At 71.0% G+C, this 13,426-nt stretch carries 12 protein-coding genes; 3 read left to right on the top strand and 9 right to left on the bottom strand.

Going from position 1 to position 13,426, the window contains the following annotated elements; all coding sequences use genetic code 11:
• Nucleotides 1–92: 92 nt before the first annotated feature.
• Genes pgl through tkt form a run of 5 tightly spaced genes read right to left on the bottom strand, consistent with a single transcriptional unit; the run spans nucleotide 93 to nucleotide 6,740 of the window.
• Complete coding sequence (gene pgl, locus RFN52_RS09470; protein ID WP_184845001.1) at nucleotides 93–878, bottom strand: 6-phosphogluconolactonase; 786 nt, start codon at nucleotides 876–878, stop codon at nucleotides 93–95.
• Nucleotides 875–1,975, bottom strand: a complete 1,101-nt coding sequence (opcA, locus tag RFN52_RS09465) for a glucose-6-phosphate dehydrogenase assembly protein OpcA (protein ID WP_184844998.1) — start codon at nucleotides 1,973–1,975, stop codon at nucleotides 875–877. The genes pgl and opcA overlap by 4 nt, the downstream gene beginning before the upstream one ends.
• On the bottom strand, nucleotides 1,972–3,495 hold the full coding sequence (gene zwf, locus RFN52_RS09460; protein WP_184844995.1) for a glucose-6-phosphate dehydrogenase: 1,524 nt from the start codon (nucleotides 3,493–3,495) through the stop codon (nucleotides 1,972–1,974). Before zwf ends, opcA begins: the two co-directional genes overlap by 4 nt.
• Nucleotides 3,496–3,499: 4 nt before the next feature.
• A complete protein-coding gene (gene tal, locus RFN52_RS09455) occupies nucleotides 3,500–4,618 on the bottom strand; it encodes a transaldolase (RefSeq protein WP_184844991.1) in 1,119 nt (372 codons plus the stop codon).
• Between the two features lie 34 nt (nucleotides 4,619–4,652).
• Nucleotides 4,653–6,740 (bottom strand): transketolase, encoded by a 2,088-nt coding sequence (gene tkt, locus RFN52_RS09450; RefSeq protein ID WP_184844988.1) that lies wholly within the window; start codon nucleotides 6,738–6,740, stop codon nucleotides 4,653–4,655.
• 383 nt (nucleotides 6,741–7,123) lie between these two features.
• Between tkt and RFN52_RS09445 the strand changes: the two genes are divergently transcribed.
• The 3 genes from RFN52_RS09445 (at nucleotide 7,124) to RFN52_RS09435 (ending at nucleotide 9,714) form a co-directional block, all read left to right on the top strand.
• Nucleotides 7,124–8,041 carry a heme o synthase gene (locus tag RFN52_RS09445; protein WP_184844985.1) on the top strand — a complete coding sequence of 306 codons (918 nt, stop codon included), beginning with the start codon at nucleotides 7,124–7,126 and terminating at the stop codon, nucleotides 8,039–8,041.
• A 58-nt stretch (nucleotides 8,042–8,099) separates the two neighbouring features.
• Entirely contained in the window at nucleotides 8,100–8,432 is a 333-nt protein-coding gene (locus RFN52_RS09440) for a hypothetical protein (protein ID WP_184844982.1), read from the top strand.
• A 175-nt stretch (nucleotides 8,433–8,607) separates the two neighbouring features.
• Nucleotides 8,608–9,714, top strand: coding sequence for an amidohydrolase family protein (locus tag RFN52_RS09435; protein WP_184844979.1), 1,107 nt, complete (start codon nucleotides 8,608–8,610; stop codon nucleotides 9,712–9,714).
• Here the strand turns inward: RFN52_RS09435 and RFN52_RS09430 are convergent.
• The 4 genes from RFN52_RS09430 to RFN52_RS09415 are packed head-to-tail and all read right to left on the bottom strand — an operon-like array spanning nucleotide 9,711 to nucleotide 13,313.
• Nucleotides 9,711–10,718, bottom strand: coding sequence for a COX15/CtaA family protein (locus tag RFN52_RS09430; protein WP_184844976.1), 1,008 nt, complete (start codon nucleotides 10,716–10,718; stop codon nucleotides 9,711–9,713). The two genes, RFN52_RS09435 and RFN52_RS09430, sit on opposite strands and share 4 nt — an antisense overlap.
• 54 nt (nucleotides 10,719–10,772) lie before the next feature.
• A complete protein-coding gene (locus tag RFN52_RS09425; RefSeq protein ID WP_184844973.1) occupies nucleotides 10,773–11,549 on the bottom strand; it encodes an ABC transporter permease in 777 nt (258 codons plus the stop codon).
• Nucleotides 11,546–12,469, bottom strand: coding sequence for an ABC transporter ATP-binding protein (locus RFN52_RS09420; protein ID WP_184844970.1), 924 nt, complete (start codon nucleotides 12,467–12,469; stop codon nucleotides 11,546–11,548). Before RFN52_RS09420 ends, RFN52_RS09425 begins: the two co-directional genes overlap by 4 nt.
• Before the next feature lie 31 nt (nucleotides 12,470–12,500).
• Nucleotides 12,501–13,313, bottom strand: coding sequence for an AAC(3) family N-acetyltransferase (locus RFN52_RS09415; protein WP_184844967.1), 813 nt, complete (start codon nucleotides 13,311–13,313; stop codon nucleotides 12,501–12,503).
• Nucleotides 13,314–13,426: the final 113 nt, after the last annotated feature.

The following is a 13,426-nucleotide window of genomic DNA, read 5'->3' as shown; positions in this document are numbered from 1 at the left end:
CCCCTGGACCCCCGGACCTATGCCCATCCACCGCCCGAAACTGCCCTGGCAAGGGGCACCTGCGGGTGGTGGATGGGCACAGGCCTGGTGGCCTAAGCCGAAGCCGGCGGATACAAGGAACGCGGCAGTTGGGAAGCCGCCGCCCCGTCCAGGAGCCACAGGGTCCGGCTCCTGCCGTACGCCCCCGCCGCCGGCGCCTGGATCTCGCCCGCGCCCGAGAGGGCGATCGCCGCCGCCTGGGCCTTGTCCTCCCCGGCCGCGAGAAGCCACACCTCACGGGCCGCGCGGATCGCCGGCAGCGTCAGCGTCACCCGGGTCGGCGGCGGCTTGGGCGCGCCGTGGACCCCGACCACCGTGCGGTCGGTCTCCCTGACCGCCGGCAACTCCGGGAACAGCGACGCCACATGCGTGTCCGGTCCGACGCCCAGCATCAGCACGTCGAACGTGGGCACGGGACCGTGGTTCTCCGGGCCCGCCGCCCGCGCCAGTTCCTCCGCGTACGCGGCGGCCGCCGCGTCCACGTCGGTGCCGTGCGGCCCGTCCGACGCGGGCATCGCGTGCACCCGCTTCGGATCGACCGGCACCGAGTCGAGGAGGGCCTCCCTCGCCTGGGTGACGTTGCGCTCCGGGTCACCCTCGGGCAGGAACCGCTCGTCGCCCCACCAGAGGTCGAGCCGGCTCCAGTCGATCGCGTCCCGGGCGGGGGCCGCGGCCAGGGCGGCCAGCAGGCCGTTGCCGTTGCGGCCGCCCGTCAGGACCACGGACGCCGAGCCCCGGGAGGCCTGCGCGTCCACGATCTTGGTGATCAGCCGGGCCGCCGCGGCCTGCGCCATCAGCTGCTTGTCGCGGTGCACGACCAGCTGCGGTGCCGTACTCACTTGGTCGTCGCCTTCCGTACCGGCTCCAGCTCGGGCGGTTCCCGCCTCACCGGTGCCTGCGCCGTCGCTTCCGCAGCGGGTGCTTTCGCAGCCCTTTCAACGGGAGCGGGGAGGGCGAGTCCTGCTCGCCCTTCACTTTTGGGCACCGACGGCGTCGACTGCACCGGCGACGCGGACTTCAGCCGGTCCACCCCGTACCGCAGCGCCGACGCGTACGTGTCGTCCGGGTCCAGCCGCCGCAGTTCCTCCGCCATCAGCTCGGCGGTCTCCCGGCGCTTGAGCGCCACGGCCCGGTCCGGCTGGCCCTCGATGGAGAGCGTCGCCAGGGAGCCGTCGGCACGGTCCAGCTTGATCGGGCCGCAGTTGGTGTCCATCCGGACCGCCGTCAGACCGGGGCCGCCGGACAGCGAGCGCTTCACGGGGACGTCCAGCCGGTCCGCGAGCCACATCGCCAGCAGCTCACAGCTCGGGTTGAACTCCTCGCCCTCCACCTCGACGGCCCGGACCTCGCAGGTGACCTGGTCGAGGGCCGCCGCCAGCATGGAACGCCAGGGCGTGATGCGCGTCCAGGACAGGTCCGTGTCGCCGGGGGTGTAAGCCCGGGACCGGGTCGCCAGGTCCCGTACCGGCTGCTCGGAGGCGTACGTGTCGGTGACGCGGCGCTGCGCGAGGGCACCCAGGGGGTCCTTCGCCGGGTCGAGCGGCGCGTTCACCGGCCACCACACCACCACCGGGGCGTCCGGCAGCAGCAGCGGCAGCACCACCGACTGGGCGTGGTCCGCGACTTCGCCGTACAGCCGGAGCACCACCGTCTCACCGGATCCGGCGTCGGCACCGACGCGCACCTCCGCGTCCAGGCGGGACTGCGTACGGTCGCGGGGCGAGCGGGAGACGCGCCTGATGACCACGAGCGTGCGCGAGGGATGCTCGTGCGCGGCGTCGCTCGCGGCCTTCAGCGCGTCGTAGGCGTTCTCCTCGTCCGTCACGATGACCAGCGTGAGCACCATGCCGACCGCCGGGGTGCCGATCGCCCTGCGCCCCTGCACCAACGCCTTGTTGACCTTGCTGGCGGTGGTGTCCGTGAGGTCTATCTTCATGGCCGGCGCCAGCTCCGTCCGTGTCGCTCGAGCATTTCGTCCGCCTCGACGGGCCCCCAGGTACCGGCCTGGTACTGGGCGGGCTTGCCGTTCTTGTCCCAGTACTCCTCGATCGGGTCGAGGATCTTCCAGGACAGCTCGACCTCCTCGGTGCGCGGGAAGAGGTTCGAGTCACCGAGCAGAACGTCCAGGATCAGACGCTCGTAGGCCTCCGGGCTCGACTCCGTGAAGGACTCGCCGTACGCGAAGTCCATCGACACGTCCCGGATCTCCATCGACGTGCCCGGCACCTTCGAGCCGAAGCGGACCGTGACGCCCTCGTCCGGCTGGACGCGGATGACGATCGCGTTGGAGCCGAGTTCCTCGGTCGCGGTGGAGTCGAAGGGGGAGTGCGGGGCCCGCTGGAACACGACGGCGATCTCCGTCACCCGGCGGCCCAGCCGCTTGCCGGTGCGCAGGTAGAAGGGGACGCCCGCCCAGCGGCGGTTGTCGATCTCCAGCTTGATCGCGGCGTAGGTGTCGGTCTTCGAGGAGGCGTCGATGCCGTCCTCGTCGAGATAGCCGATCACCTTCGCGCCGCCCTGCCAGCCCGCGGAGTACTGCCCGCGCACGGTGTCCCGGCCCAGGTCCTGCGGCAGCCTCACGGCGCCGAGGACCTTGGTCTTCTCGGCGGCCAGCGCGTCCGCGTCGAAGGAGGCCGGCTCCTCCATGGCCGTCAGGGCCATGAGCTGGAGCAGGTGGTTCTGGATGACGTCACGGGCGGCGCCGATGCCGTCGTAGTACCCGGCCCGGCCGCCGATGCCGATGTCCTCGGCCATGGTGATCTGCACGTGGTCCACGAAGGACCGGTTCCAGATCGGTTCGAACATCGTGTTGGCGAAGCGCAGCGCCAGGATGTTCTGGACGGTCTCCTTGCCCAGGTAGTGGTCGATGCGGAAGACCTGGTCCGGGGCGAAGACCTCGTGGACGACCTTGTTGAGCTCCTCGGCCGACTCCAGGTTGTGGCCGAACGGCTTCTCGATGACCGCGCGCCGCCAGGAACCGCCCGTCTGGTCGGCCAGCTGGTGCTTCTTCAGCTGCTGGATGACCACCGGGAACGCCGACGGCGGCACGGACAGGTAGAAGGCGAAGTTGCCGCCCGTGCCCTGTGCCTTGTCCAGCTCGTCGATCGTGGAGCGCAGCCGCTCGAAGGCGTCGTCGTCGTCGAACGTGCCCTGCACGAAGCGCATGCCCTGGATGAGCTGCTGCCAGACCTCCTCGCGGAAGGGTGTGCGGGCGTGCTCCTTGACCGCGTCGTGCACTTCCTGCGCGAAGTCCTCATGAGCCCACTCGCGGCGGGCGAAGCCCACCAGCGAGAAGCCCGGCGGCAGCAGACCCCGGTTGGCGAGGTCGTACACGGCGGGCATGAGCTTCTTCCGGGACAGGTCGCCCGTGACGCCGAAGATGACCAGGCCCGACGGCCCCGCGATACGCGGGAGCCGTCGGTCCGCGGGGTCACGCAGCGGGTTGCTGCTCGACACCTGTTCAGCCCTCCGAGGGGGCGAGGCGCTTGAGCTCGGCCTCGGTCGACTTCAGCAGGTCGGTCCAGGAGGCCTCGAACTTCTCGACGCCCTCCTCCTCCAGCAGCTGGACCACGTCGTCGTACTTGATCCCGAGCTTCTCGACCGCGTCGAGGTCGGCGCGGGCCTGCTCGTACGTGCCGGCGACGGCGTTGCCGCGGATCTCGCCCTGCTCCTCCGTGGCGAACAGGGTCGCCTCCGGCATGGTGTTCACCGTGTTCGGCGCGACCAGCTCGTCGACGTACAGGGTGGGCTTGTACGCCTTGTCCTTCACGCCGGTGGACGCCCACAGCGGACGCTGCTTGTTGGCGCCCGCCTTCTCCAGGGCGCTCCAGCGGTCCGAGGAGAAGACCTCCTCGTACGCCTGGTAGGCCAGCCGGGCGTTGGCGACGCCGGCCTTGCCGCGCGCGGCCTTGGCCTCGTCGGTGCCCAGCGCGTCGATCCGCTTGTCGATCTCGGTGTCCACGCGGGACACGAAGAACGAGGCCACGGAGTGGATCTGCGACAGGTCCAGTCCGCGCTCCTTGGCCTTCTCCAGGCCCTCCAGGAACGCGTCCATGACCAGGCGGTAGCGCTCCAGCGAGAAGATCAGCGTGACGTTGACGCTGATGCCCAGGCCGATGGTCTCGGCGATGGCCGGGATGCCCGCCTCGGTCGCCGGGATCTTGATGAGCGTGTTGGGCCGGTCCACCAGCCACGCGAGCTGCTTGGCCTCGGCGACCGTCGCCCGCGTGTTGTGCGCCAGGCGCGGGTCGACCTCGATCGAGACCCGGCCGTCCTTGCCGCCGGTGGCGTCGAAGACCGGGCGCAGGATGTCGGCGGCGTCACGGACGTCCGCCGTCGTGATCATGCGGATGGCCTCTTCGACGGTGACCTTGCGGGCGGCGAGGTCGGTCAGCTGCGTGTCGTAGCCGTCGCCCTGCGAGATCGCCTTCTGGAAGATCGACGGGTTGGTGGTGACGCCCACGACGTGCTGCTGGTCGATCAGCTCGGCGAGGTTGCCGGACGTGATCCGCTTGCGCGACAGGTCGTCCAGCCAGATCGCCACGCCTTCCTCGGAGAGGCGCTTGAGTGCGTCTGTCATGGAAATTCCATCTCCTACGTGTCGTGTATAAGCGTCAGCGCTGAGCTGCGGCGATCGATTCCCGCGCGGCGGCGGCCACGTTCTCGGGAGTGAAGCCGAACTCGCGGAAGAGGACCTTGCCGTCGGCCGAAGCACCGAAGTGCTCCAGGGAAACGATGCGGCCGGCGTCCCCCACGTACTTGTGCCACGTGAGACCGATACCGGCCTCCACCGCGACACGGGCCCGGACGGACGGCGGCAGGACGCTGTCCCGGTACCCCTGGTCCTGCTGCTCGAACCACTCCACCGACGGCATGGACACCACACGCGTGGGCACGCCGGCGCCCTGGAGCTGCTCGCGCGCCTCGACGGCGACGTGCACCTCCGAGCCGGTGGCGATCAGGATGACCTCGGGCTCGCCGCCGTCGGCCTCGAACAGGACGTAACCGCCCTTGGCGGCATCGTCGTTGGGCTCGTACGTCGGGACGCCCTGACGGGTCAGCGCCAGACCGTGCGGCTGGCCCTTGCCGAACTCCTTCGTCCAGCGCCTGAGGATCTCGCGCCAGGCGACCGCGGTCTCGTTGGCGTCCGCCGGGCGCACGACGTTCAGGCCCGGGATCGCGCGCAGCGACGCCAGGTGCTCGACGGGCTGGTGCGTCGGGCCGTCCTCACCGAGACCGATGGAGTCGTGCGTCCACACGTACGTCACCGGCAGGTGCATCAGCGCCGACAGCCGCACCGCGTTGCGCATGTAGTCGGAGAAGACCAGGAAGGTGCCGCCGTAGATCCGGGTGTTGCCGTGCAGCGCGATGCCGTTCATCTCGGCGGCCATCGCGTGCTCGCGGATACCGAAGTGGATCGTGCGCCCGTACGGGTCCGCCTCCGGCAGCGGGTTGTCCGCCGGGAGGAAGGAGCTGGTCTTGTCGATCGTGGTGTTGTTCGAGCCGGCCAGGTCGGCCGAGCCGCCCCACAGCTCGGGGACGACCGCGCCGAGCGCCTGGAGGATCTTGCCGGAGGCGGCACGCGTGGCCACGCCCTTGCCGACCTCGAAGACCGGGATCTTCTCCTCCCAGCCGGTGGGCAGCTCACCCTTGGCGACGCGGTCGTACTCCGCGGCGCGCTCGGGGTTGTTGTCCCGCCACTGCTGGTAGGCCTTCTCCCACACCGCGCGGGCCGCCTGGCCCCGCTCCAGCGCCTTGCGGGTGTGCGTGATGACCTCGTCGGAGACCTCGAAGGACTGCTCCGGATCGAAGCCCAGCACCCGCTTGGTCGCCGCGACCTCGTCGTCGCCGAGCGCCGAGCCGTGCGCGGCCTCGGTGTTCTGCGCGTTCGGGGCCGGCCAGGCGATGATCGAGCGCATCGCGATGAACGACGGCCGGTCCGTGACGGCCTTGGCCTTCTGGACCGCCTCGAAGATCGCGGCCGGGTCCAGGTCGCCGTCGGCCTTCGGCTCCACGCGCTGCACGTGCCAGCCGTAGGCCTCGTAGCGCTTGGCGGTGTCCTCGGAGACGGCCGTCTCGGTGTCGCCCTCGATCGAGATGTGGTTGTCGTCCCACAGCAGGATCAGGTTGCCGAGCTTCTGGTGGCCCGCGAGGGAGGACGCCTCGGCGGAGATGCCCTCCTGGAGGCAGCCGTCACCGGCGATGCAGTAGATGAAGTGGTCGAACGGCGATTCGCCCTCGGCGGCCTCCGGGTCGAACAGACCGCGCTCGTAGCGGGCGGCCATCGCCATGCCCACCGCGTTGGCGACACCCTGGCCGAGCGGCCCGGTCGTCGTCTCCACACCGGTCGTGTGCCCGTACTCGGGGTGGCCGGGGGTCTTCGAACCCCAGGTGCGGAAGGACTTCAGGTCGTCCAGCTCCAGGCCGAAGCCGGCCAGGTACAGCTGGGTGTAGAGGGTCAGGGACGAGTGGCCGGCGGACAGCACGAAGCGGTCCCGCCCGACCCAGTCGGCGTCCGCCGGGTCGTGCCGCATCACCTTCTGGAAGAGGGTGTAGGCGGCAGGCGCCAGGCTCATCGCCGTACCCGGATGGCCGTTACCGACCTTCTGTACGGCATCGGCGGCCAGGACACGCGCGGTGTCGACGGACCGCTGGTCCAACTCGGTCCACTCGAGGTCTGTGGTGGTCGGCTTGGTGCTCACCCTGGGTCAGGGCTCCTCTCCACATGTCGGATGCCGGTGTATCGGGGCGCCCACCGGCCGCAGTCGAGCCTACCCCCGTGGGACGTGCGTTTTTTCGAGTCACTCCAGAGTGCCGGGACCGATCCCGATCCGCCTCCTGACTGGGCCGTACCGCATTCGACAGGTGAATACGGAGCCGCTCATCCGGGTGCTCAATCGAGCTTCGGCGCGCCCTTCGGAAGCCCCCTCCCAACACGAGCCGACCCCCGCGAATGTCCGAGTCTGGGCAACGTCTAAAGTGGCGTGGTACGCGCGAGCCTTTACCGGGACTTCACAGCGGTGAGGCTTGCTGGGATGTCTCTGTAGGGGTGTGCGTGACGGCCGTTGAATCCCGTCCAGCGGGGATGACCGGGACGGACCAGAGCCCGGCCCACCGGCCGCTCGGGGCCCGTGTCATGGCATTCGTGGCTCTCACCAAGCCGCGGATCATCGAGCTGCTGCTGATCACCACCGTGCCGGTGATGTTCCTGGCGCAGCAGGGCGTGCCCGACCTGACGCTGGTGCTGCTGACGTGCCTCGGCGGCTACATGTCCGCGGGCGGCGCCAACGCGCTCAACATGTACATCGACCGCGACATCGACGCGCTGATGGACCGCACCTCGCAGCGGCCGCTGGTCACCGGCATGGTCAGCCCGCGCGAGTGCCTCGCCTTCGGCATCACGCTGGCCGTCGCCTCGACGCTGCTGTTCGGCCTCACGGTGAACTGGCTGAGCGCCTGGCTCGCCCTCGGCGCGCTCCTCTTCTACGTGGTCGTCTACACGATGATCCTCAAGCGCCGGACCTCGCAGAACATCGTGTGGGGCGGCATCGCCGGCTGCCTGCCGGTGCTGATCGGCTGGTCCTCGGTCACGAACTCGATGTCGTGGGCGCCCGTCATCCTCTTCATGGTCATGTTCTTCTGGACGCCGCCGCACTACTGGCCGCTGTCCATGAAGGTCAAGGAGGACTACGCGCGCGTGGGCGTGCCGATGCTGCCGGTGGTCGCCTCCAACAAGGTCGTCGCCAAGCAGATCGTGATCTACAGCTGGGTCATGGTCGGCGTCTCGCTCCTGCTCACCCCCCTCGGCTACACCGGCTGGTTCTACACCTCGGTGGCCCTGCTGGCGGGCGGCTTCTGGCTCTGGGAGGCGCACGGCCTGCAGAACCGCGCGAAGGCGGAGGTGACGGGCGCGAAGCTGAAGGAGATGCGCCTGTTCCACTGGTCGATCACCTACGTCTCGCTGCTGTTCGTGGCGGTCGCGGTCGACCCGTTCCTGCGCTGACGTACATCACACCGCCCTGCCCTCGCGAGACGATCTACCCGTGAGTAGCATCCTGACCATGGCAGACACGCAGCAGGTTGACCCGAAGGCCGAGCGCAAGGCGGCCCGGCTGGCCAAGCAGATCTCCTCCTTCTCCAAGGCCCACGGCGGCGCCGAGGGCCAGGTCGCCTACCTCGGCGAGCGCGGTGCCCGCATCGTGCTGGTCGGCGAGGACGGCAACTGGGGCGACCTGGTCGCCCCCTCCTACGAGATCGCCGAGAAGGCCGTGGAGAAGTCGGGCATCACGACCCACGAGTCCTTCGACGGCGAATTCGCGGCCAAGGTCAAGACGGGCCGCTACGAGTGGAGCCGGATGGCCGGCATCCAAGTAGGCGGCCCCAAGAACACCTGACCCTCTCGGGGGCGCGGGGCTGTATCGATCTGCGGCTCCGCCGCGGGGGCGCGACCAGCCACAACCGGTCCGCAGCCGTCCCGTGACCCGGACCCCCACCCCGGGACCGCCACCTCGAACCCGGTTCACCCGTTAGGACCCTTGAGAGCAACAGGGTCCACACCGGGAGGCCCGGATGATCGAAACGCCGTCACTGGTGGACCAGTACTGCCACGGAGTGCTCCGCACGGAGCTGGGCCTCGGCACCTTCGAGGCCCACCTCAGCCGCACCGAGGGCCCACCCGCCCCCGGCACCACCCTCTTCGACACCCAGACCGGCTTCGCCGTGCGGCGCTGGTGCCCACCCCTGCTCGGCCTGGAACCGCACTGCGCGCCCGCCCGCTACCTGGCCCGCCGCCGGGAACTGGGCGTCCTGGAATCCGGCCGCCGGCTCCTGCGCGGCAGCGGCATCACCACGTACCTGGTCGACACCGGCCTGCCCGGCGATCTGACGGAACCCGGCGAGCTGGCCTGTGCCGGAGCCGCCGAGGCCCGCGAGATCGTCCGCCTGGAACTCCTCGCCGAGCAGGTCGCCGACACCTCCGGAACCGTCGAGTCCTTCCTCGCCAACCTCGCTGAGTCGGTGCACGCGGCCGCCGCGAACGCCGTCGCCTTCACCTCGGTCGCGGGCGCACGGCACGGCCTCGCGCTCGCGCCGGAGCCGCCCGGGCCGGGGGAGGTGCGCGGGGCGGCCGGCCGCTGGCTCGCCGGGCGGGGGGTCGGCGGGGAGCTGAGCGACCCGGTGCTGCTGCGGCATCTGCTGTGGAGCGCGGTCGCCTCGGGCCTGCCGCTCCAGCTGCACGCGGGGCTGGGGGCGCCGGGGCTGCGGACCGACCGTACGGACCCGGTGCTGCTGACGGACTTCGTGCGCGCCACGGCCGGGCTCGGCACGGACCTGGTCCTGCTGCACGGCTACCCGTACCACCGCAATGCGGCCCATCTCGCCGGTGTCTTCCCGCACGTCCACGTCGACTGCGGCGCCGCCCTGGTCCGCGCGGGCGCCCAGGCCGCGACCGTCCTCGCCGAGATCCTGGAACTGGCGCCCTTCGGAAAGATCCTCTTCTCCACCGGGGCGCAGGGCCTGCCCGAACTGCACGTGGTGGGCGCCCGCCTGTTCCGCGAGGCCCTCGGGCGGGTGCTCGGCACCTGGGTCGCCGAGGGGGCGTGGTCCCTGGCCGACGCGCAGCGGGTGGCGGGCATGCTGGCGTCGGAGAACGCGCGGCGGGTGTACGGGCTCGACTAAGCCTTCGTCAGGCTGGCCTCGGCCGTGGGACCGGGCAGGTCCACGGCAGCCTCCGGCCGTTCCCGGAGCGACAGCACCACCCGCAGCACCCAGATCCACATCACGGCCGAGCCCAGCATGTGCAGGCCGACCAGGACCTCGGGCAGGTCCGTGAAGTACTGGACGTAGCCGATGACGCCCTGCGCGAGCAGGATCAGGAACAGCTCGCGGGTGCGGTTCAGCGGGTTCCTCGGCGCGTCGACCGCCTTGAGGACGAACCACAGGGCGAACGTCAGCGTCACCACGATCCACGCCAGGACGGCGTGCAGCTTGCTCACCGTCTCCCAGTCGACCGGCATCCGCTCGACCTCGCTGGAGTCGCCCGCGTGCGGGCCCGCGCCGGTCACGACCGTGCCGACCAGGATGAGCAGAACGGCCGCTGCGGTCAGGAACCACACCAGCTGCTGCACGGCCTTGCCGACCAGCGGGCTGGGCGCCCCGTCACCCTCACGGGTGCGCTGCCACATCACTGTGGCCACCGCGATGAGCGCGGACGTCGCCACGAAGTGCGCCGCCACCGTGTACGGGTTGAGACCGACCAGCACCACGATGCCGCCGAGCACCGCGTTGCTCATCACGATCCAGAACTGCGCCCAGCCCAGCCGGACCAGACCGCGCCGGTACGGCTTCTGCGAGCGCGCCGCGATGATCGCCCAGCCGACGGCGGCGCACAGCACGTACGTCAGCATGCGGTTGCCGAACTCGATGGCGCCGTGGAAGCCCATCTCGCTGGTGGCGGTGAGCGAATCGTCGGTGCACTTGGGCCAGGTCGGGCAGCCCAGGCCCGAGCCGGTCAGCCGTACGGCGCCCCCGGTGACGACGATGAGCACCGACATCAGGAGCGCGGAGAGGGCCGCGCGCCGGACCGTCCGGGGTTCCGGGGTCCAGCGCTCGGCGATGAAGGCGAGCGGGTTGCGCAGGGCGGCCTGAGCGTCGGCGCGGGTCACGTTTGGCACGCGGACCATCGTAGGCCGCCGCTTGTGCACGCTTTCACGAGGGTCCGTCACAGGGCACCTGCCCTACTCCCAGCGGAAGAACTTCCCGGCCGCGGCAAGCCCCGCGACCGCCCAGACGGCCAGGATCCCCAGATTGCCCCAGGGCATCCCGGCACCGTGCTGGAGCACGTCCCGCAGCCCGTCGGACAGGGCCGAGATCGGCAGCAGACCGAGCACGTCCTGGGCGCCCGCGGGGAACTTGTCCAGCGGCACGATGACCCCGCCGCCGACGAGCAGCAGCAGGAACACCAGGTTGGCCGCGGCCAGCGTCGCCTCGGCCTTCAGCGTCCCGGCCATCAGCAGCCCCAGGCCCGAGAAGGCCGCCGTGCCGAGGACCAGGAGCAGCAGGACGGCGACCGGATTGCCCTGCGGCGACCAGCCGAGCGCGAAGGCGATCGCCGTGAGCAGGATCACCTGGAGCACCTCGGTGACCAGGACCGACAGCGTCTTCGCCGTCATCAGGCCCCAGCGGGGCAGGGGCGAGGAGGCCAGCCGCTTCAGCACGCCGTAGCGGCGTTCGAAGCCGGTGGCGATGGCCTGGCCGGTGAACGCCGTCGACATCACCGCGAGCGCGAGGACGCCGGGGGTGAGGAAGTCGACGGCCTCGCCGGCGCCGGTGTCGACGATGTCCACGGTGCTGAAGAGCACCAGGAGCAGGGCCGGGATGACGACGGTCAGCAGCAGCTGCTCGCCGTTTCGCAGCAGCATCTTCGTTTCGAGCAGGGCCTGGGCCGCGATCATGCGGGGGAGCGGGGCCGCGCCGGGCTTCGGCGTGTACATCCCGGTGCCGGTGGCGGTCATGAGCGCAGCTCCTTGCCGGTGAGCTCCAGGAAGACGTCTTCAAGGGTGTGGCGCTCGACCGAGATCTTCTCCGGCATCACGCCGTGCTGGGCGCACCAGGAGGTGACCGTCGCGAGCAGCTGCGGGTCGACCTTGCCGACGACCCGGTAGGAACCCGGCGTCAGCTCGGCGGCCGAGCAGTCGGCGGGCAGGGCCTTCAGCAGCGAGCCCACGTCCAGGCCCGGCCGGCCCGAGAAGCGGAGCGTGTTCTCCGCGCCGCCCCGGCACAGCTCCTCCGGGGAGCCCTGGGCGATGACCCGGCCCGCGTCGATGATCGCCACGTCGTCGGCGAGCTGCTCGGCCTCGTCCATGTAGTGCGTGGTGAGGATCACGGAGACGCCGTCGGCGCGCAGGTCCCGGACGAGGTCCCAGGTGGCGCGGCGGGCCTGCGGGTCGAGCCCGGCGGTCGGCTCGTCGAGGAAGACCAGCTCCGGGCGCCCGACCACGGCCATGGCCAGCGCGAGCCGCTGCTGCTGCCCGCCGGACAGCCGCCGGTACGTCGTACGGCCGCAGGAGCCGAGGCCCAGGCGCTCGATCAGCGCGTCCACGTCCAGCGGGTGCGCGTGCAGTCTGGCGATGTGGCGGAGCATCTCGTCGGCCCGGGAGCCGGAGTAGACGCCGCCGGACTGGAGCATCACACCGATGCGGGGCCGCAGGCCGGCGGACTGTCTCACCGGGTCGAGGCCCAGGACGCGCACCGTGCCGGAGTCCGGCTTCCGGTACCCCTCGCAGGTCTCGACCGTGGTCGTCTTGCCCGCCCCGTTGGGGCCGAGCACGGCGGTCACCCCCGCCCGGGCCACCAGGTCGAGCCCGTCCACCGCGGTCTTCGGGCCGTACCGCTTCACCAGGGCCTGGACCTGGACCACGGGCTCACTTCGCATGGGTCCAGAGTCTAGGTACGCCCGTGCGGGCTCAGACCGGCGGGTGGAGGAACTCCTCCTCGCGCGGCCGGTGGACCGCCAGCCACCGCTCGGCGTAGGCCACCGCGTCCGCCACCGGGAACAGCCGCGCCTCGGCTGCTCCCACCTTGCCGCGGATGACGGGACGGTCCCGTTCGAAGTCGTAGCCCAGCTCGTCGAAACGGTCCGAGCTGATCGACACCTCGGTGACGGTCTCCCAGCCCTCGGGACCGGGCCGGCCCACGGCGACGCGCGGGGACGGGATCCGGTACTCGGCCAGGTGGAAACTCGTGCAGGAGACGTAGCCGGCACCGAGCAGCAGCACCCGGGCGCCCATCGCCTCCAGTTTCGCCAGCGGGCTCCGCTCGCCTAGCCGGCAGTCGGACGCGTGCCCGTCGAGCACCTCCGCCGCACGCGGGCCGAGCGCCGCGAACGAGGTCTGCGGATGCGCGCTGCGCTGCGCGCCGGGCCAGGTCCGCACGGTCTCCGGGACGACGCCGACCCCGCGGGCGGGCGTGATCCGCGGGTCGTAGGCGGGCATGGTGGCCCGGATGGCCGCCCACCATTCCGGGGGCACGGGCGGATTGCTCCACAGGGCCGGGTCGGACAGGTCGCCGGTCTGGGTGGGGACCACGAGCGTGCCCTGCGGGCCGAGCGCGTCGAGCAGTCCGCGCACCACCGCGACGGCACCGCCGTTCACCCAGCCGAGGGCGCTGAGCGAGGAGTGCGCGAGGAGGGTCTCACCGGGGCGTACACCGAGTTCGGCGAGCTGGGTCCGGAGCGTCTCGCGGGTGACAAGAGGGCCGGTCGGAGGGGGTGTCGGCATGGTTCCGGAGTGTCCCCGAAGCGGCTGCCGCATGCCAGCGCTTTGATCGATCAGAGATCGTTTCCGCAGGTCAGATTAGGTTTACCTAAGTGACGCAGGGCACCGTGGTCCGC

The sequence above is a fragment of the Streptomyces collinus genome, assembly GCF_031348265.1.
In the GTDB taxonomy this organism is placed as follows: Bacteria; Actinomycetota; Actinomycetes; order Streptomycetales; family Streptomycetaceae; genus Streptomyces; species Streptomyces collinus.
The sequence above is the reverse complement of the archived record's forward strand: the minus strand, read 5'-3'. Positions and strand labels throughout refer to the sequence as shown.